18 protein-coding genes and 2 pseudogenes are annotated in these 24,210 nt (G+C 42.6%); 11 read left to right on the top strand and 9 right to left on the bottom strand.

Annotated features, from left to right (window positions below; all coding sequences use genetic code 11):
- Positions 1–15: 15 nt before the first annotated feature.
- Positions 16–1,143, bottom strand: a complete 1,128-nt coding sequence (gene chrA / locus BLT41_RS02400) for a chromate efflux transporter (protein ID WP_280141298.1) — start codon at positions 1,141–1,143, stop codon at positions 16–18.
- A 233-nt stretch (positions 1,144–1,376) separates the two neighbouring features.
- Between chrA and BLT41_RS02395 the strand changes: the two genes are divergently transcribed.
- Genes BLT41_RS02395 through BLT41_RS02385 form a run of 3 tightly spaced genes read left to right on the top strand, consistent with a single transcriptional unit; the run spans position 1,377 to position 4,075 of the window.
- Positions 1,377–2,540 carry a cyclic nucleotide-binding domain-containing protein gene (locus tag BLT41_RS02395; protein ID WP_092157891.1) on the top strand — a complete coding sequence of 388 codons (1,164 nt, stop codon included), beginning with the start codon at positions 1,377–1,379 and terminating at the stop codon, positions 2,538–2,540.
- On the top strand, positions 2,540–3,316 hold the full coding sequence (locus BLT41_RS02390) for a motility protein A (protein WP_092157889.1): 777 nt from the start codon (positions 2,540–2,542) through the stop codon (positions 3,314–3,316). The genes BLT41_RS02395 and BLT41_RS02390 overlap by 1 nt, the downstream gene beginning before the upstream one ends.
- Positions 3,317–3,334: 18 nt before the next feature.
- Positions 3,335–4,075, top strand: a complete 741-nt coding sequence (locus tag BLT41_RS02385; RefSeq protein ID WP_092157887.1) for an OmpA/MotB family protein — start codon at positions 3,335–3,337, stop codon at positions 4,073–4,075.
- A gap of 152 nt (positions 4,076–4,227) precedes the next feature.
- Here the strand turns inward: BLT41_RS02385 and BLT41_RS02380 are convergent, their stop codons facing one another.
- The 3 genes from BLT41_RS02380 to BLT41_RS02370 form a co-directional block, all read right to left on the bottom strand.
- Positions 4,228–5,214 (bottom strand): glycosyltransferase family 2 protein, encoded by a 987-nt coding sequence (locus tag BLT41_RS02380; RefSeq protein ID WP_092157885.1) that lies wholly within the window; start codon positions 5,212–5,214, stop codon positions 4,228–4,230.
- Complete coding sequence (locus BLT41_RS02375) at positions 5,214–6,080, bottom strand: ChbG/HpnK family deacetylase (protein ID WP_092157883.1); 867 nt, start codon at positions 6,078–6,080, stop codon at positions 5,214–5,216. The genes BLT41_RS02380 and BLT41_RS02375 overlap by 1 nt, the downstream gene beginning before the upstream one ends.
- A gap of 103 nt (positions 6,081–6,183) precedes the next feature.
- Positions 6,184–6,399 (bottom strand): flagellar biosynthesis anti-sigma factor FlgM, encoded by a 216-nt coding sequence (locus tag BLT41_RS02370; RefSeq protein ID WP_170830291.1) that lies wholly within the window; start codon positions 6,397–6,399, stop codon positions 6,184–6,186.
- A 358-nt stretch (positions 6,400–6,757) separates the two neighbouring features.
- On the opposite strand from BLT41_RS02370, the gene BLT41_RS02365 reads away from it, so the two are divergent.
- Genes BLT41_RS02365 through BLT41_RS02355 form a run of 3 tightly spaced genes read left to right on the top strand, consistent with a single transcriptional unit; the run spans position 6,758 to position 10,445 of the window.
- Positions 6,758–7,903, top strand: a complete 1,146-nt coding sequence (locus BLT41_RS02365) for a glycosyltransferase (protein WP_092157879.1) — start codon at positions 6,758–6,760, stop codon at positions 7,901–7,903.
- 51 nt (positions 7,904–7,954) lie between these two features.
- Positions 7,955–9,808: an asparagine synthase (glutamine-hydrolyzing) gene (gene asnB / locus BLT41_RS02360; RefSeq protein ID WP_092157877.1), complete on the top strand. Its 1,854-nt coding sequence runs from the start codon at positions 7,955–7,957 to the stop codon at positions 9,806–9,808.
- Between the two features lie 4 nt (positions 9,809–9,812).
- Positions 9,813–10,445 carry a LysE family translocator gene (locus BLT41_RS02355; protein WP_092157875.1) on the top strand — a complete coding sequence of 211 codons (633 nt, stop codon included), beginning with the start codon at positions 9,813–9,815 and terminating at the stop codon, positions 10,443–10,445.
- A gap of 76 nt (positions 10,446–10,521) precedes the next feature.
- On the opposite strand, the gene BLT41_RS02350 is transcribed toward BLT41_RS02355, so the two are convergent.
- Positions 10,522–13,407 carry an insulinase family protein gene (locus tag BLT41_RS02350; protein ID WP_092157873.1) on the bottom strand — a complete coding sequence of 962 codons (2,886 nt, stop codon included), beginning with the start codon at positions 13,405–13,407 and terminating at the stop codon, positions 10,522–10,524.
- Positions 13,408–13,657: 250 nt separating this feature from the next.
- Here BLT41_RS02350 and BLT41_RS02345 point away from each other — a divergent pair, with 250 nt between their 5' ends.
- The 3 genes from BLT41_RS02345 to BLT41_RS02335 all read left to right on the top strand — a co-directional run bounded on the left by BLT41_RS02345 (position 13,658) and on the right by BLT41_RS02335 (position 15,785).
- Entirely contained in the window at positions 13,658–14,290 is a 633-nt protein-coding gene (locus BLT41_RS02345; protein WP_092157871.1) for a peroxiredoxin, read from the top strand.
- Between the two features lie 158 nt (positions 14,291–14,448).
- Positions 14,449–15,252, top strand: coding sequence for a class I SAM-dependent methyltransferase (locus BLT41_RS02340; protein WP_092157869.1), 804 nt, complete (start codon positions 14,449–14,451; stop codon positions 15,250–15,252).
- 101 nt (positions 15,253–15,353) lie between these two features.
- On the top strand, positions 15,354–15,785 hold the full coding sequence (locus BLT41_RS02335) for a glycine zipper domain-containing protein (protein ID WP_092157867.1): 432 nt from the start codon (positions 15,354–15,356) through the stop codon (positions 15,783–15,785).
- 94 nt (positions 15,786–15,879) lie between these two features.
- On the opposite strand, the gene BLT41_RS02330 is transcribed toward BLT41_RS02335, so the two are convergent.
- Both BLT41_RS02330 and BLT41_RS02325 read right to left on the bottom strand, forming a co-directional pair.
- On the bottom strand, positions 15,880–17,253 hold the full coding sequence (locus tag BLT41_RS02330) for a glycerate kinase type-2 family protein (protein ID WP_244512174.1): 1,374 nt from the start codon (positions 17,251–17,253) through the stop codon (positions 15,880–15,882).
- Complete coding sequence (locus tag BLT41_RS02325; protein ID WP_092157865.1) at positions 17,243–17,914, bottom strand: tetratricopeptide repeat protein; 672 nt, start codon at positions 17,912–17,914, stop codon at positions 17,243–17,245. The genes BLT41_RS02330 and BLT41_RS02325 overlap by 11 nt, the downstream gene beginning before the upstream one ends.
- 426 nt (positions 17,915–18,340) lie before the next feature.
- On the opposite strand from BLT41_RS02325, the pseudogene BLT41_RS17800 reads away from it, so the two are divergent.
- Positions 18,341–18,991 (top strand): annotated as a pseudogene (locus tag BLT41_RS17800) (CZB domain-containing protein); the annotation flags it as partial.
- A 318-nt stretch (positions 18,992–19,309) separates the two neighbouring features.
- Positions 19,310–20,212: pseudogene (locus tag BLT41_RS17795) on the top strand (methyl-accepting chemotaxis protein); the annotation flags it as partial.
- Positions 20,213–20,348: 136 nt separating this feature from the next.
- Here BLT41_RS17795 and BLT41_RS02315 read toward each other — a convergent pair.
- Together BLT41_RS02315 and BLT41_RS02310 are read right to left on the bottom strand one after the other, a co-directional pair.
- Positions 20,349–21,791 carry a hypothetical protein gene (locus BLT41_RS02315; protein WP_092157861.1) on the bottom strand — a complete coding sequence of 481 codons (1,443 nt, stop codon included), beginning with the start codon at positions 21,789–21,791 and terminating at the stop codon, positions 20,349–20,351.
- Complete coding sequence (locus tag BLT41_RS02310) at positions 21,788–24,034, bottom strand: hypothetical protein (RefSeq protein WP_092157859.1); 2,247 nt, start codon at positions 24,032–24,034, stop codon at positions 21,788–21,790. Before BLT41_RS02310 ends, BLT41_RS02315 begins: the two co-directional genes overlap by 4 nt.
- Positions 24,035–24,210: the final 176 nt, after the last annotated feature.

The raw sequence follows: 24,210 nt of genomic DNA, 5'->3' as shown, positions 1-24,210 counted from the left end.
TGTAGCTCCTTTAATTTATAAAATCGTTCCGAAAAGAAGTGACAAGAGTGCACAGCAAGGCACGACGAGAATGATGTTTGTTCCGCGTCTTAATAGTACAAAAGCGGTGATGAGTATAACGATATTTCCGGCCTGAGGCTTTACCGTCAGGAGAAATTGCCCCGCCATAGCCGCCATAAGGCCGACCAGTGATATTAAACTTCCGTATAATGCTCTTTGCAGAAGAGCGGAAGAGCGCAGTCTGTCATAAAACGGCGCAACCAGATTGATCATGATGAATGATGGCGCAAAAACAGAAATTGTGGCGACAGCTGCTCCGAGAACTCCGTCGAGCATATAGCCGATAAAAGCTGAGGTCATAACTACAGGGCCGGGAGTAATCTGGCCTAATGCAATACCGTCCATAAATACGGATTGAGTCATCCAGTGATAGTTGTTTACAACCTCATGGAGCATTATCGGAAGGGATACGTACCCGCCCCCGAAAGCAAAAAGGTCGACTTTGGCCATGGTAAAAGCAAGCGGGAAGAATTTGTTCTCTGTGAGAAAAAGAACAGCTAAAAAGAGAAGAAAGCCGGCAGTCAGAAACAACGGACCTTTTAAACCGGACTTGATTTGCGAATGTTTCTTTGAAGGCTGCCCGGTGATATCAGTAAAAAAAAGGGCGGACAGGGTGCACATAATGACCAGAATTGTGATGGGGTTACCCTTGAAAGCGAGCCAGCACCCGACCGTAAAGGCCATAAGTTTTGCAGAATTTCTGCTCAGATAGCGTACTGAAAAATTAATGGCAGCGTGAGCAATAAGGGCTGTAACAACGGCTTTTAACCCGGCGAACATTGATTCGACGGCAGGGATGTGATCAAGAGATATATACGCTGCGGACAGGGCACAAATCATAACGAAAGCAGGAAGTCCGAATCCCAGATATGCGACGAAAGAACCTGAAATTCCTCTGGTGTTCAGACCCGCCCATGCCGTAACCTGCATTGCGGTTGCGCCGGGCACCAGTTGAGCCAGAGCTGTTCCGGCTGAAAAGTCTTCTTCTGACACCCATTTTTTGTTGTCCACAACTTCCTTTCGGATGTAAGGGATCATGGCAGGGCCGCCGAAAGCGGTCAGTCCGAGTTTAAGAAAAGTGATGAAGATTGAGGTAAACGATGCTTTAGAAATTGGATTGTCTCTCTTTATAGGACGTAAATAGTTATCATATTGTTCTTTATATCAAACTGCGATATATATAGCTAGAAACCATGAATCTTCTTGTGGCAGAATAGACTTGTTTGTCAAATAAAGTTGATGAATATTTACTGAATAGACGTGGTTAAAATCTTTTATTTAGCTCCCGTGCCGGAGCATTACTTTGGGAGTTATCCATGGGGGCCAGCAGTCCAAATATTAAGTCCTTTTTCAAAGGTCAGGAGATTTTTAAGGAAGGACAGGAAAGCTCCGTTGCCTATATGATCAAAAAAGGCGCGGTAAATATTTACAAGGTCCTTAACAACGAAAAGATAATTCTTGCGAGATTGGGCGAAGGAGAAATTTTTGGGGAAATGGGGATAATTGCAAAAGGATCCCGCACCGCAAATGCCGAAGCCGCTGAATATTGTGATCTCGTTATTCTTACCGACCAGATAATTCTGAAACTCCTCGATCAGTGCCCTAAAACAGTCCAGTACATGATTCGTTTGTTCGTAAAACGTCTCGCACGTACAGGAGATATGATTTCAGCCAAGGGCCATCGGAGTAATTTTACAAGTATTTGTAGAATTATGAATCTTTCCTACCAGAATCATTTAAATATGCCCCGTGAACAAGCCAAGAAAGAACGCAACCATGATATGGGGCTTGAGTATAATAAGCTTTGTAAAACAATTCGTGGCATTATTCTGGTTTCTCAAGGCGAAATCGATACTGTAATTAACAAGCTTAAAAGTCTTAGAATTGTCGAAGTCAGTGATATTCGGACAGGAAGAGCTTTTCCTGACAGATTTGTTCAGATTGTTGATCCTCTGAATTTCCCTGAAATTACCAATAATCTTTTCAAAGAATTGCAAAAAACGGCGTATACGTCCACTTCAGAACTACAAACAGTTGATATATATGAAATAGCTGAGATGCTTAATAGTGATCCGAAGGTTCTTTATAAGAAGATCGCGAATGAGGATTTTCCAGAAACCATGTTCCTGTTTGACCGGTGCAAGGTAAGTGAATGGGCTTCCCAAAAAGAACCCGGGTATTTCAGTAAGGTCAAGAAAAAGAAAAAGAGCCTTGAAGATCTGGAAGATATTGAAGATATTGTTTTTGTGGACAACAGCACTCTTAAAGAAGTTTTCAATCGCTTGGGGTACCATAAATTAGGGGTACTCATGAGCATTGCAGAAGATGACGCCCGCAAGAAAATTTTATTGAATCTCGCTAGAAAAATAGCCCGGATTGTTCAGGATGAAGTTCGGGGATCGGTGGATGAGGCTGAAGCAGAAGACACCGTTACTGAGCTTTTTGAACTGGTGAGAGAAATAAAAGGGGGCAGTAAGTAATGAATATTGCAACCATAATAGGTATTATTTTCGGTATGGCCATTCTGGCTGTGGCAACTTACACCTCTACAGATTCCGTCGGAGTCTTTATCAATATTCCGGGTATTGCGATTGTAGGCGGCGGAACCATTGCCGCCACTTTTATCTGCTATCCTCTGCGCGAAGTTATGCGTGTTTTAAAGGTGTTCATGATGGCTATGGGAGCTGATGAACTGCCACTTGAAAACTACATTAATGTTATTGTGAATCTTTCCAAACAGGTCGCAGCCAAAGGTGAAGAGAATCTGGAAGGAAGTCTTAAAAACATTGAAAATGAGTTCTTGCGGGAAGGGTTGCAGATGCTTGTGGACGGTTATTCTAAAGAGGAGATCAAAGAGATCCTTGATAACCGCATTCAGCAATATCATGAGCAGGAACACGGCGCTGCCGGTATTTATAGAACAATGGCGATTCTTTCCCCGGCATTCGGGATTATCGGGACTCTTATCGGTCTTATCGCTATGATGCAGGGAATGGGCACGAATATAGGTTCCATCGGTCCTGCAATGGCGACAGCTCTTACCACGACTCTTTATGGAGCTTTATTCGCGAATATGCTTTTCATGCCTATCGCGATTAAGGTTGAAAACCGGATTGATGAAATCACACTTCTTATGCGTGTAATCCGTGACGGTATCCTTTTTATAAAAGATAAGACTCCGTCTGCAATTGTTATGGATAAGCTTAAGGGGTATCTGCCTCCGCGTAAATGGGCGACAGTCAAGGCTTCCAAGTAAAGGCGGCGGTAAATATTAATGTCTGACGATTTCATATTAAATAGAAAAAATACGAAGAAAGAAGATCTCGGCTGGGCTTTGACGCTGGCTGATATGATGATGCTTTTGCTATGTTTTTTTGTAATGCTCATTGCCATCGCTGACATTGATGAAAGTAAATATGAGAATGTTTCAGATTCTCTTGCAACAGCGATGGGCGTGAAGGTTCCGCCCAAGGGAATAGTTGAAGTTAAGACGGAAGAAGGCGCTCCTGTTGTCAGGCGAACAATAAGCAATGAGCAAAGAAATCTATTTCAAATGCAGCTTGAAATGGCCCGGCTTGTAGGTAGAGAGGCCGATGCCCTAAAAATCAAACTTAGGGCGGATTCTGTAGCTATCGTACTTAAAGGTGATGTCTTTTTCGGGCTGGGTAAGGCTGATTTGACTGGCCGCGCTAAAAGTGTGCTGGCAAGAATAGCTCCGGCTCTTGCTAAATCTCCGTATGACGTGGTTGTGGAAGGTCACTCAGACAACATACCGATGTTTTCCAAGCAGTTCCCTTCGAACTGGGAACTCTCTTCTGCCAGAGCAAGTGCTGTCGCCAGATATCTTCTTGCAAACGGTTTTAATAAGAACAGGATCAAAGTTTTAGGAATGGCTGACACCAGTCCGATGTGGCCTAACATCGACGTGAAAGGAAACCCCATCCCTGATAATCAAAAGCGTAACCGCCGTGTTGTTCTTCTGGTTTTCCCTCCTAAGGTCGGTTCCGTAAAATAGCCTTAAATGATATTTCAAAGAAGAAAGGCTGAGTTTTCCCAAATAGGAAAGCTCAGCCTTTTGTTTTTAGATGTAATTCCCCCCAGAATGGGATTCCAAAGGGGCACGCCCCTTTGGCCGCCGGAGGCCTAACGTAGCAGATTGGTGTGAACCTAATTCTTTGGTTTTTCTGCAATTCCCTGCGAAATAGTTTCACGAATCTGGTAAGTTTTAGTACCCATTACTGCCTCATAGGTATTTGCCAGAGATTCAAGGATGAATCCTGTGGACATGAAACCGAGTGAGCTGAGATATAAGAGAATTGCGCCCATGAAAGGAGGGCGTGTTCCCATGTGTTCGCCGAAAAATACTTTTCCGTATAGCAGCCAGACCATGATGAGCGATGCGACCATGAACATAAGCAGGCTTATGCGTCCGAAAAGGTAAATAGGCCTTTGTTTGAAAGAGGATTGGAACCATAACATTACGATGTCGAAGAGGACATCTATTGAGCGTCCGATGCCGTAATGGCTTTTCCCGGCAAAACGGGGAGGAGCTGAGATTGGCACTTCAGATACAGACCCGCCCATTGAATAGACGAGGGCGGGAATAAGTCTGTGCTGTCCTTCGCGCAGGGTCATGGAACGTGCTAGCTTGCCTTTAAGGCAGGAAAGACCGCCCATATCCTGAACCTGACATCCGCTGGTGGTCCGCATGAGATAGTTGGCAATTTTGCTGGGCAGTTTACGCTTGATCATGGACTCACCGCGATTGGTGCGGCAACCGGAAACAAGGTCGTATCCTTTGCGTATTTCACAGATAAGAGAAGGTATTTCTTCAGGTTTATGCTGAAGATCACCGTCCATTATCACAACGTATTGACCTCTGCTTTCCTGAATACCGGCGTAGATTGCGGTACATTGTCCTCTGTTGCGGGCAAGCATGATGCCTTTGAGATTGGGATCATTTAAGGACAATTCGCGAATGATATCTTCGGTGCAGTCGGTGGACCCGTCATTGATCAGCAAAATTTCGTATGTAGTATTCATGCCTTTCAGGGCTGCGGAGATTCTGCTGTGGAATTCTCTTACGCAGCCTTCTTCATTGTGCATGGGGGTGACGATACTGATTTCAATTTCTTGTTTTACATTATCCTGCATTATTTAAGTACTCCGGTTCGGGGATCAAGTTGACCGTAATTTACGGGCGTTGCTCCGATTTTTTCAAATATTTTGAGCCATCCCTTTTGAGACAGCGAGTTAAATTCTTCTTTCCACTGAGCTTCTACGCGCATGGGGCCGAAGTCAGAAGGCAGAGGTCCGTCTCCGGGTTCGGGTTTACCCGGATGGCATACAATTTCAACAACATTCGGCTTATATGTATCAATATACTTTTCAAAAAGTATCGGGTCTAATTTATCCTTCTGGTCAGCAATGCCCCAGACTCCGTAAGCTGTGCGCGGAGTTTCAAAGGATTGGCTCCCGAGAAGGCATGTTTGCAGAAAGCGCGTTCTCAGCATTCCTTTATCTAAGCGGCTGATATCCGTTTTTTCTAATGGATTGCGAATCCAGCTCACATTGTATTTCCGGGCGAGTTTTCCGGCAAGTCCGAACAGGCCGGGCCATGCGTGGATATGTTTTTCACTGTCAAAGTGAGTAAGCCGCACGTTATGATCCAGAAGGTATTCGATTTGAGCTGACCATTCAGCTTCAACTTCTGCAAGTTTAATCTGTCCGGTCAGGTACCGCAGGAGAAGAGATGTGTAGCTGCCGAACATAAGGCCGTCGTCATCAACGAGGGACGGTATATGGTCGGGGTTGGAGATGGGTTTACCGCGCAATAAATTCAGATGCGCGCCCAGTCCAAGTGAGGGATGGGTATCTTGAAGTAGTACGGATTCAGAAAGGTCGGGTCCGTTGGCAAGCAGAGTTGAAGAAGTCACGACTCCAGCTCGGGCTAACTGATCCACTGCTCTGCGTACTGCGGGATGCAATCCCAGATCGTCCACATTGATTACAACAAACATTATACCTCCGGTTTCAGAAGGCGGTAGTCTAAATCTATGTGAGACGAAGGTAAAGCTTTGCGTAACAAAAGGGGTAATTACTTGTGAGGAGAGCTTAAGTAACTTAAAAGCACTCAGCGTTAAGATTACATCTTACGAGGTGAACAGCGATTTCGCCTATCGTTGGTTTGTACGTTCCTGCTCGAATCTTCTCTTTGAGTTTTTGGACCATTCTTTTGCGTTCAAGCAGATCTTCTTGGGATATAGCTGAATCGTCTTTTTTAGCTGTAAGTTCGTATGAAATAGGTATGTTTTTTTTGTTTTTTTCATCGAAAGGCATATCCACTCCGTGGGGCTTCATAATTATTAATAGGTCTAAATAACTGCTTTTTACATGTCTATTTTATTAAATTTTAGGATGTCGTTATAGTGCTATTAACGCTTGGTACTCACTCTATCGGACGATCCATAGAGATATTTACCCACAAAATAGAATTATCTTAATAAATTTATGACACAATATATATACCTGAAAATATTTATCTTTTTAGTAAGTGTTTATAAAGGGGACAGGGATTGAGCGAAGTTGCCGTGAAACTTGATTTAATCTAATGTGGCGTCCGCAAAACGGATTTTAAAAGTCAATAATTGTTATGAGCGGTATACTGCCCCTTGTTATCAGAGTGGAGCTTCGAGTAATGAAAATAGCGTACGTTATAGGCGGACTTCCTTTCGGAGGAGTTGAAAACTGGCTTCTTGATTTGACCCTTAGATTGAAAGGCAGGTCAGATGTTGAAGCTGTTGTGATCAACGTTTCCGGAACAGGGATTAAAGCTCCTGAATACAAGGAGAAGGGAATCAGAGTCATTGATGTCTGCGATTCCAAAAAAGGGTTGAAAACATTTAAAGTAAGTACGGCCTTCAAACTTAGAAAAATTTTAAAAGTTGAAAAGCCGGATGTTATTCATACTCTTCATTTTTCAGGGGACTACTTTGGCAGACTGGCCGCTATCGGGTTAGGTGTTCCAGTTATTACGCACATTAGAAATATTCATCGTCAAAAGAAATCATTTCGCCGTTTTGCAAATAAATTTCTCTGCCGCTTTACCGATGCTTTTTTATCGGTTTCAGGTCAGGTGGAAAAAGAGTGTGTAAGTCTTGATCACAATGTTTGCGGCAAGCCTTCATTAGTTTTTTATAATTCTGCTGATCCTGAAAAATTGCAGGTTGAAGGTATTGATTTAAAAAAAGAGTATGGCGCAAAAGATATAATAATTTCAGGTGTGGGACGATTTGTTCCTCAGAAAAATTTTGATTTGCTAATAAAAGCTTTTGCAATTGTAGCTAAAGAACGTCCTGATACCTCTCTGGTTCTACTAGGTGACGGCCCGGAAAAAGATAAGCTTGAAAAAATGGTAGAATCTTTTGGCATCAAAAATTTGGTGATTTTCCCCGGATACCGCAGTGATGTGCCGAAGTTTATGCGTTCGACTGACATTCTTGTCATGCCGTCTGATTATGAGGGACTGCCGATTACCCATATTGAAGCTCTTTTCTGTGGTGTTCCGGCGGTGATATCAAGATTTGTCCCTTCAATTGAGATAGCGTCCGAAGCGTCATTAGTGTGTCGCAGAGAACCGGATCATATTGCAGAGCTGATACTGTCCCTGATTAACGACAAAGATCTCTATGATAGGCTTTCGGCCAAAGCCGTAGAGATATCGCCCGCCTATTCAATGACATGTTATCTGGAAAGGTTGCTTAAATTTTATAAGGCTCTCATCAAAAACGGAAAGAATGGTCAGGCTGATTTCAGCGAATTTGATCAGGCTCCTTCCAAGTAATTGCCGAGTTCGGTGTAGAAAAATTGTAATATGTGAGACTGGTGAATAGTAATGTGCGGAATTCTCGGAGCAATTAACTCGTCGGTTAAATTTGATCTTTCATCTCTCCATCATCGAGGCCCGGACGGGCAGGGTGTATGGGAAGATGACGATCGTTGCCGTCTAGGACATACCCGGCTTTCAATTATTGATCTTGATCAGCGAGCATCTCAGCCAATGGTCAGTCGCAGCTCCCGTTTTGTGATTGTGTTTAATGGTGAGATCTACAATTACAAGGAAATTAAGAAAGAATTTCTTCCGGATTTTGATTTTCGCACTACCTCGGATACCGAAGTGCTTCTGGAGCTATGGGAGCTTATGGGGCCTGATTGTATAAAGCATTTTAGAGGTATGTTTGCCTTTGCAATTTGGGACAGAAGAGAAAAAGAGCTGTTTTTAGTTCGTGACAGGCTGGGGAAAAAACCGCTTGTGTTCAGTTGTGGTAACGGCTCTTTAAGTTTTGCTTCCGAGCTTGATGCGCTGGTAGGTTTATTGCCTCAAAAGCCTGAGATTGATCCTCGGGCTATGGATTTATTTCTGGCTTACCAGTTTATACCGCATCCTTTTACTATTTATAAAAATTGCGAAAAGTTGCCGCCTGCCCATTTTGCTAAATATAAAGACGGTCAACTGACAATTCAGCGATATTGGTCCATAAAATTTGATCCTGATTACAGCATCACTGAAGATGAAGCTTTTGAAAGTTTAGAAGAGCAGGTTCGCGAGTCTGTGAAGCTCCGAATGCGTTCTGACGTTGAAGTTGGCGTACTGCTCAGCGGCGGTGTGGACTCAAGCTTAGTTGCGGCTGTGGCGGCAAAAGAATCGGGTAAGCGTCTTAAGACTTTTTCTGTTGGATTCGATTACGGTAAGAGTGAACTTGAACATGCCGCAAAGGCTGCGCAGGCTTGTAATTCAATTCATAAACCGGCTTCGCTTGATGAAAAAACAGCCGGATCGTTATTTGCGGATATGGTTAACGCTTACGGTGAACCATACGGTGACAATTCAGCTCTGCCGAGTCTCTTTGTATGCGCTCATGCCGCTTCTGAAGTTAAGGTTGCGCTTAACGGTGACGGCGGTGACGAACTGATGGGCGGCTACGGCAAATACAGCCCTAAAGCTATGCGGCGGCTTATGACTCCGTTCGCTTCATTCGGATATAAGGTCGGGTGCGATTTAGATACTACAGCAAACAGGCTTTTTAATTCTCCCGGCATTCTTAAGTTTGCGGATAGATTGGGTTCAAGCTTGTCTCCGTATATCAAGGTGGTAAGGTTCAACCACTTCTTTTCTTCACAGTACCGTAAGGCTCTTTACAGACCGGAAGTTTTTAAAGAGGTGCTTGATATAAGGTCTGAGTACGAGAAAAAACTCATTTCGGAACTTCCGCTGACAGGTCCGTTGATGTGTAGGTTGCAGAGTATTGATTACCGCCATTATTTTGTGGGCGATTTGATGGCTAAAATGGATATTGCCGGGATGCGCAATTCTCTTGAAACCCGCTCTCCTTTAATGGACCACAAGCTATTTGAATTTGCTGCAACTCTGCCTCCTGAATTCAAAATAAAAAATGGCGAAACAAAGTATCTGCTCAAGAAACTGGCGGCTAAATACCTTCCGCGTGAAATTATTTATCGACCTAAAACAGGTTTTTCAGTCCCTGTAAGTAATTGGGCGGAGACTGTTTTCAAGCAGAAAGTATCCGCGGCAACAGCTAACCCCAATCACCCTTTGTGGAATTACTTGAACAGAGATTTCGTAAAGAAAATGGCGGAAGGATCACCTGAGCAGATTAGGAAAAACGGGCACAGAATTTGGCTGTTGTCGGTTCTTTGCGCTTGGACTGAAACTCACGCAAAGAGGTAAAAAGATGAATCCCGATGCACTTGGATATATGGCCGCAGGGGCCGCGCTTGGGCTTGGTGCGGGATTAACTCCCGGCCCTTTGCTTACGCTCGTTTTAACCCAGACATTCTCTCACGGCCCTAAGGAAGGCGCAAAGGTAGCCTTTACACCGCTTCTTACTGACATACCCATTCTTTGCCTGTCGTTGCTGGCGATGTCGTGGATTAAAACGCACCCATCGGTGATGGGCATCATTTCCATAGCCGGAGCAATCGTTGTAACTCTTTTCGGCTATGACTGTTTTAAAACTCGTGCCATCATTCTACCTGAAATGAATATTAAACCCGGCTCATTCAAGAAAGGGCTTCTTACTAATTACATGAACCCTCATGTTTATATTTTCTGGGCAACGGTAGGCGCTCCGTCAACTCTTTTAGCTTCAGATTCCGGAATGCTCGCTCCGGTTTTATTTTTATCAGGGTTCTTTGTATGTCTTATCGGTGCAAAGATTACGGTGGCATATCTTGCAGGACGTTTCAGAGAATTGCTGTCCAGTCGCACCTACTTAATCATTATGCGGGTACTTGGTTTGGCTCTTTTCGCTTTTGCATTGTTCCTGTTGCGGGACGGATTAAGATTTTTGAATTTAATAAATTAGAATTTGTAGCAATAAAAAAACGGTAGCAACCCTTATATAATAAAGGCTGCTACCGTTTTTTATATTTCTTAATTTACTATAGTATATCGACTAATTTTAGATCAAGGCCTGACTCTTCCATAGCTTTTCTGCTGCCGAGAACCACAACATCACCATGATCCGCAACCGATTGTGCTGCTTCTGCAAAGAGGCGGAAGTCGTTTTCACTGGAAGCTAAAACCTGTTCTCTCAATTCCTGTCTGAAGGCTGCGTCTTCTCCGCTCAAGTGACGAACCATTGAGGTGTAACCTTTGGCGTCGGGCAGCATGTAGCTGTCAATATCACCGATTCCGCCGAGGATTGTTTTTTCAAGCTCGTCGTTGTTTACTTCAATTTTTCTAAGATAGTCGGCAACTCCGTCGTAAGTGTCGAGAGTGCGTTTTAAATTAGGGTCACGGTAGGAAACAAAGCTGAGACTTCCGGCTGTGCGGTCAAACATGGAGAAGGAGCCGTAAGCTCCGCCCTGCACGCGGACTTTATCCCAAAGATATCCTGTGCGTAAGTATCTGCTGACGACCTGAGCGGAACCTGAATATTTGTATCCGTAATCATAAACATTAGTTCCCTTGGCAACGTAGTTGACCTGAGCAGGGATGCACAGCCCTTCCATTTTTTCAAATGAGAGAAGGTTGCGTTTTGCTGTGGAACTGCTTCCAGCCGGAAGGGCGGAAGACAGGTCACCGAGAGCGGAACTGATTGTGTTGTATGTTTTCCCATCAAGCGTGACGTTTGAAAGTAGGTTGGCCTGATTAAGTATGGTTGCGCGAATTTCTTCAAGATCAGCAACAACTGATGCGAAATCATTTTCCACACGTTCGGCAAGTTCTCTTAAGAATTGCAGATTGGAAACTCCGTTCATCAGTTCGTTGATGAATCCTGCTTCGCTGAATCTGGCTTTCATACGGAGAGCCGCAATCATATGACCGGACGGAATAAGATGCTGTTCCATGCGGGCTTTTGATTCAAGAACTATCTGACGAACCCGGTCGCGGTTATCAAGGTTAGCTTCGAGCAGAAGTTCGCTGATGATTTCAATCAGGTCGCCGGTTCTGTCTGCGGTTGCTTTACCGCGCAGAACAAAGCGGGAAAATGTATCGGTTGTGCCGTGTTTGGTCGCAACAATGGAAGATGGTGAAATTCCGCCTGTTTTGGCAGCCATGCGTCTGTTCATGGTTACAAAGTCAGTGGATTTGGTTCCTGTTTGCAGTAAAATGCGTCCGAAAACAGAGAGATAAGGAAGTAATCTGTCCGGCAGTCCTGAGAAATTAAAAGCTAAATCTAGATAGAGAATGCCGTTGGTGTCGAGATCGTGGAAAAGCAGTTCACCTTTTTTTTCGCAAACGATTTCAATACCTTCAAGAGGAAGATCAGCAACCTTAAGGCGCGGAATGGTGTCCAGAGCTTCAGGAGAATCAGGAGCTTCCTGTTCTTCTTGTAATTCATCGGCTTTTTTTATGACGGCTTTGAATTCAGCGTCGCTCATGGCACTGCGGGCTTTTTCAAGCTTAACTTCTTCACGCTTTTCTCTTTCCGCGCCGACCTTTGTATCAGGGGTCAGCAGAACAGTGGAGCGGTAATTGTTGTCGACAAACAACTTTTGGATGAGCGGTTCAAATATTTTTTCACCATCGGCTAATCTTTTCTTAAGATCAGCAATAGGTTTTTCATAACGGATGTGCTCCAGCGGATCTCCGTCATAAAGCCATGAAGTCATGGCTGTTGTCATTACCGACAGTCCGCGAGGGTAGGAACCTGTATTGTTTTCGCGCAGATCAAATTCAATAGTATTGATAGCGGCTTCGAGGTCTTCGGCGTTTATTCCATTTGTCGCGAGATCTTTGAAGGTGGAAAAGATCAGCTCTTCAACCTTTGGTGCGTCTTCAGTTTCAATGCCTTTCAACCCTGTTGAAAAGTAAAGCTGACGAAGTTCATTTTCAAGCCCGACTCCGGCAATATCTTCTCCTAGTTCAGAATCTGTGAGAGCTTTCCGTAAAGGTGAAGAAGGTAGACCGATAAGAACCAGCTCAAGAACTTCGAGCTCAAGGTCAATCCGGGCATTCCGTTCATGTCCGAGTCCGAAGTTTACAACAAACATGGCCTTTTGATTGCCATCATCGGACGCATCATATTTATCTTCAATAACAACTGGAGTCGTGAAAGGAGCCTGAATTCCGATTGCAGATTCAGGATCAATTTTTTCAAATTGATTGAAGTATTCATCAAGCATTTTCAAACGATGTTCGGGATCGTCATCGCCATAGAAAAAGGCATACGAGTTGGAAGGGTGATAATATTTCTTATGGAAGTTCATGAAATCTTCAAAAGTTAAATCCGGGATAACTTCTGGGTTACCGCCGGAATCAAGTCCGTAGGTGGTGTCGGGGAACAATGAATGCTGAGCGTGTTCATAGAGCAGGCTGTCAGGGGAGGAGTAAGCTCCTTTCATTTCATTGAATACAACACCCTTATAACTGAGCTTGCCATTTTCTTCGGGAACGTAATGCCAGCCTTCCTGCATCAAAGTGTTCGGAGTAAGATTGGGGAAGAAAACAGCATCAAGGTAAACACCGACCAGATTGCGGAAATCCTGTTCGTTCGGGCTTGCAACAGGGTATACCGTTTTGTCCGGATAAGTCATTGCGTTGAGGAATGTTTGCAGTGAGCTTTTGAGCAGCTCTACAAATGGTTCCTTCACAGGATATTTGCGTGATCCGCATAGAACAGAGTGTTCAAGAATATGAGGAAGACCTGTACTGTCTGCCGGAGGAGTGCGGAAGCTAATTCCGAATGTTTTGTTTTCGTCCGCATTGATGACAGAAAGAACTCTGCCGCCTGTTTTTTCATGTTCATATATAACTGCATCACCGTTCAGCTCGGGAAGAGTTTCGCGTGATATTTCTTTGAATCCATAAACTTTGGTCATTTAGTATGCTCCATGTTTTTTGATTGAATGAAATTACATAAAAAAAATATTGAAAGCAATAGCTCAAGTAACCTTATTAACTATTATTAAATACGGTTAATCAGGTAGTTGTAGTCTTAATGCGAAAGATTATGATTATCGTTGACTGTTGAGGAACTATTTTATAATCTTCTTTGCAAGCAATGAAAGAAATATGTTAATAAACAAATTTGATATTGGTTTAAAACTTAAAACCAAACGGAGATAAAACATGAGTTGTGAAAACGAGTATTCAGGTGATTTTATTCCGGAAGCAATAATCGGTGAAAGAGTTGAAACTTTTGTAATGGAAGCTTTCGATCCTTGTGATTGCGGTTTCTGCGAAGTGGATTTTGAAGAAATTCAGAAAGCAGGTAAGTGGACGGTTCTTTTCTTCTACCCTGCGGATTTTACCTTTGTATGCCCCACAGAGCTGGCCGATCTAGCTTCCAAGCATGCAGACCTTGAAAAATTGGGATGCGAAGTTATTTCTGTTTCTACAGACACAAAGTTTGTACACCTCGCATGGAAGACCGACGAAAGATTGCTGCAAGACGTTAAGTTCAAAATGGCAGCAGATCCTACCGGTGAAGTGGCTGATTTCTTCGGTGTCTATGATCCTGCAACAGGTATGGCTCTGCGCGGAACATTTATCATCAATCCTGACGGAATTCTGGTTTCATCTGAAGTCAATTTTTACAATGTCGGGCGTAATGCTGATGAGCTTTTACGTAAGGTTGAAGCAAACGTGTATCTAAAAGATCATCCTGCGGAAGCTTGCCCTGCGAAGTGGACTCCCGGAGCAAAGACGTTGACTCCTTCCGAGAAGTTGGTGGGTAAAGTTTACGAACAGCTGAATGATTAAGAATTAAGATTCTCCTTAAAAGCATTACTTAATTACAGTCAGATTTAAGCGGGTTCCGGTTACCGATAAGGTTTGACCGGAATCCGCTCTCTGTTTATATGTATAATGCTGGTTCATCTTTAAACGCACCTGTTTTTTAACTTTGAAGGTAATTGCTTATGATTTGGGACGGATCTGACGCCGAAAAATTTGATAAGTGGTTTAGAACTCCTGAAGGGCGTTTTGCTCTCGAACAGGAAGTGAACCTTATGGATCACTTAATCTCAGGTTGGCCCCGTCGCAAAAGAAAATTACTTGAAGTCGGTTGTGGAACAGGAATATTTTTAGAGCATCTTTATCGAAGCGGTTTTGATGTGACCGGAGTTGATAAGTCTTCTGTTATGCTTGATGCTGCAATTGAAAGGCTCGGAAAAAGAGCAACTCTTTATCAGTGTAACGGTGAAATTCTTCCTTTTGATGATAATGAGTTCGATTTTACGGTGCTCTGGACCGTTCTTGAATTCTGTTCCGACCCTGAAGCCGTGATAGCTGAGGCTGCAAGAGTTTCTGCGGGTGGTATTCTGGTTGGTTTTCTTAACCGTCATTCCATATATTTTTTTACTCACGGAAGAATGTGGCCTTGGGCTTCTGCAAACACATTAAGGAAGGCGCACTGGTTTTCACCTTCCGAAATGCGGGGAGCATTGTACGGAGGAACAGGGTATAAGCCTTCCATGACCCGTTCTGTTTTGCCCGGCCCCATGTGGAGCTGGAAAACCAAAATTCCTTGGAAGTTCCTGAACGGGCTTATATATCCTCCTTATGTCGGAGCATTCACCGCGTGCAAGGTTGATTTTTGTAACAGGATACCTCTTAATCCTCTTCATGCTTGGAAATCCGCCCCGTCCGGTATATCTTCCGCAAAAAGAAAGTCTTTCAAGCCTGGATGCTATAGAGGCTCAAAATGCTCTTTTGATGAGTAGTTTTTAGAGGGATTAGCTCGGGATCTTTTTTTCTTGAGCGTGACCTTGTACGAGCTTTTTGATATTAATATTGAGAATTACTTAATCAGGAGTGTATTAAAATGAAAAAAATGATTCCACTTGCGATAATCTGTCTTCTTTTACTCGGTTCAGGCTGTGCAAATAAAGCTCAGTCCGGAGCTGGGATTGGCGCGCTTGCCGGAGCAACAATCGGAGCTTTGACCTTTAAAAATAAGGCTTCAGGAGCGGCTATCGGAGCAGGTGTCGGCCTTCTTATGGGTTATATTGTCGGTAATGAATGGGATAAATCTGACGAGGAAAAAGTAACTCATTCTTTAGAGAACACTAAATCCGGTGAAACTGTTTCATGGAAGAATCCTGATACCGGAAAATCTTATACCGCAGAACCTTCTCCTGCTTACGTTAATCAGGATAAAATCTGCCGTGATGTGACCATCACCGAAGATGGCGGGGAAAAGGTTATGGCGAAAGCCTGCCGTGGTGATGATGGAGTTTGGAGACTTAAGCAGTAACTTTTTGATTACAGTAACCAATATAAAAGACCTCACTTCGATAAATTAAACTTATCGGAGTGGGGTCTTTTTTTTAGCTGATTCGTTCAGAAAACTACTTAACGATAAGCACCTGCACATCGCAGACGTTTGTATTTGTCGGTCCAGTTTTGTGGAGCGCTCCTACTTTTTCAAGGAAATGGTAAGAGTCGTTGTTTTTCAGATAGTCGGCGATGGAAAGTCCCATTTTACGGGATTTTTCCAGAACGGCAGCATCAGCAAATCCTCCAGCCGCATCGGTCGGTCCATCGTTGCCGTCGGTTGAGGCCGCAAGGAAGTGTATACCCTTTCCTTCAAGTTTATCCTGCCCGAGTCTCATTAGGAACGTCAGAGCCATTTCTTGATTTCTGCCGCCTTTGCCGTTTCCTTTGATGGTCACAACTGTTTCGCCGCCTGCGATAATACAGGCCGGTTTTTTCTCAAGCAGTTCCCATTGTCTTTCATCTTGCGCAATAGCCCAGAACATGTCGGCAGCATTGGCGGCTTCACCTTCGAGGCGTGAGGTTAGAATCTGGACATTGTAGCCTAGCTCTATGGCCTTATCCCGCGCTCCCAATAAAGCAATGCGGTTGGTTCCGATGAGGATGTTATCGGCTTGTACCTTATTGAATTCTTCTTTTTTTAAAGTCTCAACAAGTCTTCCAAGATTGCCCAGTTCAAGAGCTTTGAGTGTGTGGGGCGGTATTTTATTTCTGATTTCATAATGATCAATAATAGATATGGCATCACAATATGTGGAGTTGTCAAAGCTGGTCATACCCGAGGCAATAGTGTCGAGATTGTCGCCGACGACATCGGAAAGAATGAAATTCAGAGATCGTGCGGGGCGTAGACAGCGCAGCAAGCGGCCGCCTTTAAGGTTAGAAAGATGTTTGCGGATACAGTTGATCTCGCTGATGTCCGCGCCGCAGGCCAGCAGGGATTTGGTCACAGCCTGCTTGTCTTCAAGAGTAATGGCTATTTTTTCACCGTCTATTTCTGCGCTCATAGGGCTGGTCAGCAGGGCTGAACCTCCACCCGAAATAAGGTTTATGACCAGTGTCTTATCTGTTGCGGAGCAGGCCAGAGTCTCGATCATGTGAGCAGCTTTGACTCCGTTCTCATCAGGAACAGGATGTGCTGCTTCAATTGTTTTGATATATTGGAGTTTTTCGGTGTGTCCGTATTTAACTGAAATAATGCCGGATTCAATGCGATCTCCTAAAATTTCTTCGATCGCAAGGGCCATTTTTGCTGTGGCCTTACCTGCACCTATAACAATAATGCGCTCAAAATCGTTCAGGTTGACCGAGATATCCCCTTCATCCATGGCAACCGTCAGAATCTCATTTGAAAGGTTTAACCGGTTGGTAATGATTTTGTAGGGATCAACGCGATCAAGTGCTTCGGAGAAGATCTGTGCGAGATGGTCCTGCTCTTTAGTCATCATTATTATTTTGCTCCTTAAGTATTGCTTCATTAAGCTTATGAATATTCATTTGAACAGCCGGAATATCATTCAGCTCATCAGCTTTTTCAAAATGAGTCAGGGCCAGTTTGTAGTCGTTGAAATGATTCATGGCGATTACGCCGAGGTTGTTGTGAGCTTGAAAACAAGTCAGGTCCAATTTTGTGGCCTTGGTGAAGTTTTTGCGGGCATTTACGAAATCGCCCTGTTCAAGAAATATGTCGCCTTTATCTATGTAGTTGCGGCTTTTTAAAGCATTTTTAAAGGTTTTTTCATTTTCCATGATCTTAATTTTTAATTCAGTGAATCTGCGAGTTTTATCCGGGATATTTTCTTTAAGTATTCTTTCGTAGCGGCTGAGTGCTTCTTTGCGGTTGCCGCACAAAAATGAATTTTCGGCTAGAGCCTGTAGCAGGGGGAGGCCGGGTGTTCCGCATTCAAGTTCTTTTTGCAGATACTCTTCAGCTTCTTCATATTTACGAAGAGAAATAAGGCAGACAGCCATGTTGAAGTTGATACCTTGTCTTTCAGGTGCAATGGCTGCAATTTTCTTAAAGTGTTTAATTGCTTTTTTAAATTCAGATTTAACGAAACCGTTGAAGGCCATTCTTTCATGATATTTTAAACGAAATTTTTTAAACATTGTGCACCTTGGAGTAATTAATCAGAAGGCAGGAACGGCTGAAAACCGTCCCTGCCCGAGTTGTTTTGCTGTTACTAGAATACAACAGACGAGGCTGCAACGCAAAGAATGGAAACCACCGGGTAAATCTTTGAACGTGGAAACAGGGAAACCTAACCCTATAATAATTCTTTTTCAGAGCTTCTTGTCTGCTGGTCCTACCCTTTTTATCGTGAATATTTTTAGTCAAGGCGAGGATGAATGTTTTTGTGTTTAAAAAATTAATAAGATAATGGTAGCTGCATATTTTGTTTCATTTAAAGTAGAGACGTGTTATATTTTAAAGAGGTGTGAGCGCTCAACTCCTCAAGGGTGGGTTGTTTTAATTTAAATAATATATTTTTGAGCGCGAAGTTCCCTGCAATTATTGCTTTTAAGGAGTTTATTATGAGCTGGAAGGATTTGAATCTCGTTTATAAATTTTCTGTGGGATTTGGTTCAGTAATAACCTTATTAGTTTTGCTTGGCGTTTGGTCAGTCCTTGGAATTGGAGACATCGTGCATAACGCTGAAGATGTTATTGCGGGGAATAAGCTTCGGGGTGATTTTGTTCAAAAGATTGTAGATCACCTGAATTGGGCCAATCAGGTTAACAGTCTTCTGACTGATAAAAATGTAAATACGCTGGACGTGCAGAGTGATCCTCATAAATGCGGGTTCGGAAAATGGTATTATAGTGATGCCCGGAAAAAAGCGGAAGACCTTGTTCCGGCGATTAAACCTTTTTTAGCAAAAATCGAAGACCCTCATAATAAACTTCATAAATCTGCTATTGCCATTAAGGAGAAGTATCAGCCTGTAGACCCTGAACTGGGAAGTTTTTTAAGAGAAAAAAAGTTGGATCATCTCAAATGGATGAACACAATTGTTAAAGAACTTATGAATCCACAAGTCAGGTTCATTGATGTTCAGGCTGATCCGCATAAGTGCGGGCTGGGTAAGTGGCTTTACTCCACTGAAAATCAGGCAAAAGCGGATAACGATCCAGAGTATGGAGCCTTGCTTAAATCCATCACGGGCCCGCATAGCAGGCTTCATGATTCCGTAATAACTCTTAATAACTTGTTGAAAAATAATGATCGTGCCGGAGCTCAGAATTATTTTATAACTGAAGTTGAAAAAGCTGCCGCAGATACACTCTCAAAAGTCGACGGTTTGATTTCCTGGCATGATGCTAAATTGAAAGCTCTTGATGAAGCCGCCAGTATTTATGCGACGCAAACCGTTCCGGCCCTTAAATCAGTACAAAGTATTTTGACAGAAATCCGAGCTACTGTTGCGGACAATATTATGACAGATGAGCAGATGCTCCGTCAGGCAGAAAGTACGAAGCGCATGATCGTGATCGTTGTAATTCTTGCTGCTGTTGCAGGAATTTTTATGGCTTGGCTTATTTCCAGCGGGATACTTGTTCCTTTGCGCAAAGGACTCGACTTCGTCAGTCTGGTCAGCACAGGAGATCTTTCTGCCGATGTTGATCTAAAGCGTAACGATGAACTGGGTAAGCTTGCTGATGGAATGCGGAACATGGTGAACGAGCTTAGAGCTGTTGTTTCCAGTGTAAACAGTGCAACTGAAAATGTTGCCAGCGGAAGTGAAGAGTTGTCTGCTTCGGCAGAAAGCCTCTCGCAGGGAGCTACGGAGCAAGCTGCTTCGATTGAAGAGGTTTCTTCTTCCATGGAGGAAATGGGGGCCAACATTAAACAGAATGCTGATAATGCAAAGCAGACTGAAGGTGTTGCAGAGAAGGCACAGGAGCAGGCTGAACAGAGTGGGCAGGCCGTAGGTGAAGCTGTTACAGCCATGAAGAGTATTGCTGAAAAAATTATGATAATTGAAGAGATAGCAAGGCAGACTAATTTGCTTGCACTTAACGCTGCAATTGAAGCCGCCCGGGCCGGAGAGCACGGCAAGGGATTTGCGGTTGTTGCGGCAGAGGTTAGAAAGCTGGCCGAAAGAAGCGGAATCGCCGCATCCGAAATTAGCGAACTGTCCTCTTCATCTGTGGTTGTGGCAGAACGGGCCGGAGGAATGCTTCAAGAGCTTGTTCCGAGTATCCGCAAGACCGCAGAGCTTGTGCAGGAAATAGCCGCCGCCAGTGACGAACAGAATACGGGTGTAACGCAGATAAATCAGGCTATCCAGCAACTTGATAAGATTATCCAGCAGAACGCCTCAGCTTCCGAGGAAATGGCTTCAACTTCTGAGGAGCTTTCAGCGCAAGGACAGATGTTGCAGCAGAGCATGTCTTTTTTCAAGCTTGAGAGGATAGGAACAAAAAGGCTTCCATCAAGTTCAGGCGGCTATGATAGTGATGAAGACGGGTTTGATAGATTTTAATAAAGTAATCCCGCTCCGGAAAGATTCCGGGGCGGGATTTTTTGCCGGTAATATTTTAAGGACTTGCAGGTGTATGATCAGGATCATGTTTAGCTCTAAGAAGTATTCTGCTTATGCCTGTCCCTTCGGAATCTAAGTAGCCAAAGTCAGGGTTGAAAAAGAGGCGCTCCTGTTCAGGCATGTATTTTGTGTTGTTTTCTATCACATCTCCAATGTTGGGGTAATAGCTTACAATTGTTAGTTCTTTTGATTTGGTATCAAATTCAAGTTCAACTTTGGAACACTTAGATCCGTATTGAATCTGTAAAATCTCTTCTTTTGTTTTGTCTTGTTCGGACATTCTTTTAATCTTGCTGAATTTCGCATTAACTCTCCCGAAATTTTGTATACAGTCAGCGAGAGCAAGAATGTATGAGAGTGGTGATGTGCGAAATCGTATTCTCAAATGTTTATGTTTAATTTCAATTTTGCCTTTTTTGTCCCGGCCGATGTAAAGCCCGCACATGTCATGCATCAGAATCGCTTTTGCAGCCCATTCAAGGCAGAATCTGCTGAGCGGACTTTGGTCCGGGTCATCCGGGAATTTTCTTATTCTATCATTTAAAAAAAGAAAATTAAGAGCACTGTGCATTCCGTGAGTGCTGCGCAACCCTTCCTTAATGATTTCAAAATATTTATCTTTCCATGTGCTTGGAGCTGATCGGGAGTGAGTTCTGTACCCATCAAGAGGATGAAAAACTAATCTGTTTTTATATGCCTTTCCGATTGATCCTGCCAGGGAGTCGAGTGAAACTAAAACTTGTGAATGGTCTCGTAAATTGTTCTGAATTTTTCCGACAAATTGATAAGGATATCCTATGTCATGGAAGAGAGAGGCAAGATATGTTGATTCTTTTACGCATTGTTCATAGAGAGATTGTGGAAAATTTCCTTGGTAGATCTGCTTTGGAAAACGCAGTTCCTTCATGTAATCCCTTAAATATTGGCAGTCTGTCGCTTCTTTAAGCTGGGTTGCAGCTTTACTTAAGAGGTTGAGATTGAAATTTTTATTGCTACCGTGATCTTCTCTAACACCTCCAAGTAACACCATAGCCACGTAAGCAGTCATCGGCTGATGAACAATGTGATCCCGGTGAAAGGCTTTGTGAGGGCTGACGGCCGAGGTCCATTCGTCATTAATAAATTCTTTTACTAGAAATTTATATGCGGGGAAGCTGCGTTGTGCTGTTAAGAGAGTATGACTGATTCCTCCTCTCATTTTAGCATATGTTGCCGAATCCATTCTTTTTTTGAAGTCATCCAAAAAGGATTTGTTAAAAGAATTTTTTTGTTCCCATTCGAAATATTTTTGACGGTCAACATTAATAAACGGGCTGAGGTGTTGCGGAGTTGTAAGGGTTTTTCCCTGATGCTGAATGAACTGATTAAAGCTTTTTTCTGATAGAGTAGTTGAAACAATATTATCAGCACTATTTTGCGGAGTGAAAGTTTTATTCATGCTGTCCACTCCATGTTTACAGCTTTTCCGCAAAGGCTGTTCTGCATATTTTTGAGTGATAGACTTATGCTTAAGGTTGTCGGGTTATCTTTTTCAAAGGCTTCGTATAATTGGGTAAGGACTTCAGCGGCAGTCTTCCCTTCATAAAAGGATTCGAATTCGAGCATAGAATGAAGTGTACGCAGGATGAATATTTTTTCATCAATTGTTGTTACTTGTTGAAATAATTTTCCGCATGCAATTTGTATAAAAGGAATGTCGTTAGTGGCCCTTGAAAGAGCATTTAAGAGGGTGGTAAGTGTCTCAAGTTTTTCATAATCTATATTCATGCCTGAATCTCTTAGTCGCTGAGAAGATTTTTCTTTCACTAAGGAGTGAATTGAAAACCACATAGAGTTGTTCATTTCTTTTATTTCGGGAGAATTGTCTTCTTGTATAAAGTTAACAATTTGCAGCAAAAAAACATCACTAATTGTTTTTGCAGTTATTTTTTCCGGGCTATAAGAGCTAAGGCATGCCACGGAGGCTTTAAGGCAAGATGCCAAAGTCTGTGAAATGTTATTTCGTGAGTAATTTGGGGTTTGGTTGTATATTTCTTCAGACAATTGATTGTAATCAGGTTTTCCGGTTGAATCTAATTTTGAAGCTGAATTCTCATCAATAATTATAGAGTCAAGATGGTTGGAGTTAATAAATTTTTGAATTTTAGCTTTTAAACTAAATTCCTGCATTGAAGCATCAAAATTAGACTTAATTCCAGCGTCGGAAAGAAGGTCTTTAATAGTTTTGTCATAATATGCGACTGAGTCATGAAAGTCCTTCATAAAAACCCCTGGAGGTTTAATACTCTTTGAATCATTTTTCTCCCTCAGTTCTAAAACTTGTTTGGGAAGAATTTTATCCTTAAATTGGCGCATAAAGTCAGTTATGACATCAGTCTGGTCTTTTTTTATAATAGTATAGTCGTACTTTTTAGAAAATTCAGAAAGTGAGTATAGCAATGAAAGGCTCTCTTCTGAATTTAATTTAATTATGTTGTACGTTTCTATCATAGGCTTATGTTCGTCGACGTATGCTTTATACAATAAGCGAGCTATCTCCGATGAAATAGCTTTGTTCGTGATTATATTGAAGCTGACAACTGGAGCTTTTAATTCTGGCACTTCTAGCTCAGGATTTTTATTATAGGCCGAGGTTTCTTTCAAAAAGACCTTAAAGAGCGGTGCTATTTCTTGTCTATAATAACAGAAATTGCATTTCTGACATTTATGAATCTCATCTTTTCTTTCTCGGGAGTTCGAGTCTCCAGTTTTAATTGTAGGATATGGGCAGTCAATATTCTCGCTTGCTAGAGATAACAGCTTATTATAAAAAAGATCATATTTTTCAAGGTAGTCTTTTATTTCTTCGGCTTTGGATTCTCTGAATGCCGAATGTTTATAAGGGGGGTCTTCTTTTGGCTTTGTTTCGTGTTCCTCTACCGCTCCCATGTAATCATAAACAGCGTAAGTTTTTGCTTGTATTTGGCCTTTAACTTTTTCAAGTGAATTCATAGCTCCAAAGAAATCCTGCCCATCTAAAGTCGTTATAAAGTAGAATTTACAAATATCTGGTCCGAGATCTGTCAACCAATCTTCAAGAGCAGGAAGTAGTCCTGTATATCCGGGAGAATTGTCGAAAATCACGTATAGTTTTTCAGCAGACCCGTTAAGAGCAGAGCGGATAATAGACCTGATCATTTCAATCAGCCAGAGAGAGTGCATCTGATCAAAAAGAACATCGGGTGTATATGTCGATTTTTTCTCAAGAAATGATCCGATAATATTAATTTTATTTTTAAAAAGGCATAAAGTGTGTTCAGGATTAGAGGGGCAAAAAGTTTCAGCGGAGAGTTTTTCTGTAGCCCACTTGACGGAAAATTCTGCACCGGACATGTAACGTTCGAAGAGTGTTACAATGTTTGCCCGGATTTCTTTCTTGTCCGATGAGTTTTCGTTGTTTTCACAGGGATGCTTAACTTCTTTGAGCTTGTTGTCCCAGAATCCCATCTTATTAAGACTATTTACCATTTCAATGGTATTTGTCCCATTTATATCTAAATCGAAGAAAAGAATTTTTACAGCTTCGCCTTCGTTAGCATCCAATATTGCTTTTGCCTTCAGTAAAGCTAGAGTTGTTTTACCAACTCCTCCTTTGCGTGATGTAAAGTTGCTGATACTGCATCTTTTATATGGACTCCCCATTGCTTAACCCCCTTTTCTGTAAATAGACATTGCGATAAGCAGATGCCGTTTGTATCAGTATAAGATGGACTAGGTCAAATATATAATATGCAATAAGTGATAAATACTTAAGTGACAACTGGTTATATAAAAAGCCTATCATATATATTGATGTATAAGTATAAGGAGTAAGTTTT

Source organism: Maridesulfovibrio ferrireducens (genome assembly GCF_900101105.1).
Taxonomy (GTDB): domain Bacteria; phylum Desulfobacterota; class Desulfovibrionia; order Desulfovibrionales; family Desulfovibrionaceae; genus Maridesulfovibrio; species Maridesulfovibrio ferrireducens.
Note: the sequence above shows the minus strand (reverse complement) of the source record. Positions and strands in the feature narration are given on the sequence as shown.

Coding starts and splice junctions, on each gene's coding strand:
- BLT41_RS02395 (WP_092157891.1), top strand. CDS start 1,377: ATGGGGGCCAGCAGTCCAAATATTAAGTCCTTTTTCAAAGGTCAGGAG.
- BLT41_RS02390 (WP_092157889.1), top strand. CDS start 2,540: ATGAATATTGCAACCATAATAGGTATTATTTTCGGTATGGCCATTCTG.
- BLT41_RS02385 (WP_092157887.1), top strand. CDS start 3,335: ATGTCTGACGATTTCATATTAAATAGAAAAAATACGAAGAAAGAAGAT.
- BLT41_RS02380 (WP_092157885.1), bottom strand. CDS start 5,214: ATGCAGGATAATGTAAAACAAGAAATTGAAATCAGTATCGTCACCCCC.
- BLT41_RS02375 (WP_092157883.1), bottom strand. CDS start 6,080: ATGTTTGTTGTAATCAATGTGGACGATCTGGGATTGCATCCCGCAGTA.
- BLT41_RS02370 (WP_170830291.1), bottom strand. CDS start 6,399: ATGCCTTTCGATGAAAAAAACAAAAAAAACATACCTATTTCATACGAA.
- BLT41_RS02365 (WP_092157879.1), top strand. CDS start 6,758: ATGAAAATAGCGTACGTTATAGGCGGACTTCCTTTCGGAGGAGTTGAA.
- asnB (WP_092157877.1), top strand. CDS start 7,955: ATGTGCGGAATTCTCGGAGCAATTAACTCGTCGGTTAAATTTGATCTT.
- BLT41_RS02355 (WP_092157875.1), top strand. CDS start 9,813: ATGAATCCCGATGCACTTGGATATATGGCCGCAGGGGCCGCGCTTGGG.
- BLT41_RS02350 (WP_092157873.1), bottom strand. CDS start 13,407: ATGACCAAAGTTTATGGATTCAAAGAAATATCACGCGAAACTCTTCCC.
- BLT41_RS02345 (WP_092157871.1), top strand. CDS start 13,658: ATGAGTTGTGAAAACGAGTATTCAGGTGATTTTATTCCGGAAGCAATA.
- BLT41_RS02340 (WP_092157869.1), top strand. CDS start 14,449: ATGATTTGGGACGGATCTGACGCCGAAAAATTTGATAAGTGGTTTAGA.
- BLT41_RS02335 (WP_092157867.1), top strand. CDS start 15,354: ATGAAAAAAATGATTCCACTTGCGATAATCTGTCTTCTTTTACTCGGT.
- BLT41_RS02330 (WP_244512174.1), bottom strand. CDS start 17,253: ATGATGACTAAAGAGCAGGACCATCTCGCACAGATCTTCTCCGAAGCA.
- BLT41_RS02325 (WP_092157865.1), bottom strand. CDS start 17,914: ATGTTTAAAAAATTTCGTTTAAAATATCATGAAAGAATGGCCTTCAAC.
- BLT41_RS02315 (WP_092157861.1), bottom strand. CDS start 21,791: ATGAATAAAACTTTCACTCCGCAAAATAGTGCTGATAATATTGTTTCA.
- BLT41_RS02310 (WP_092157859.1), bottom strand. CDS start 24,034: ATGGGGAGTCCATATAAAAGATGCAGTATCAGCAACTTTACATCACGC.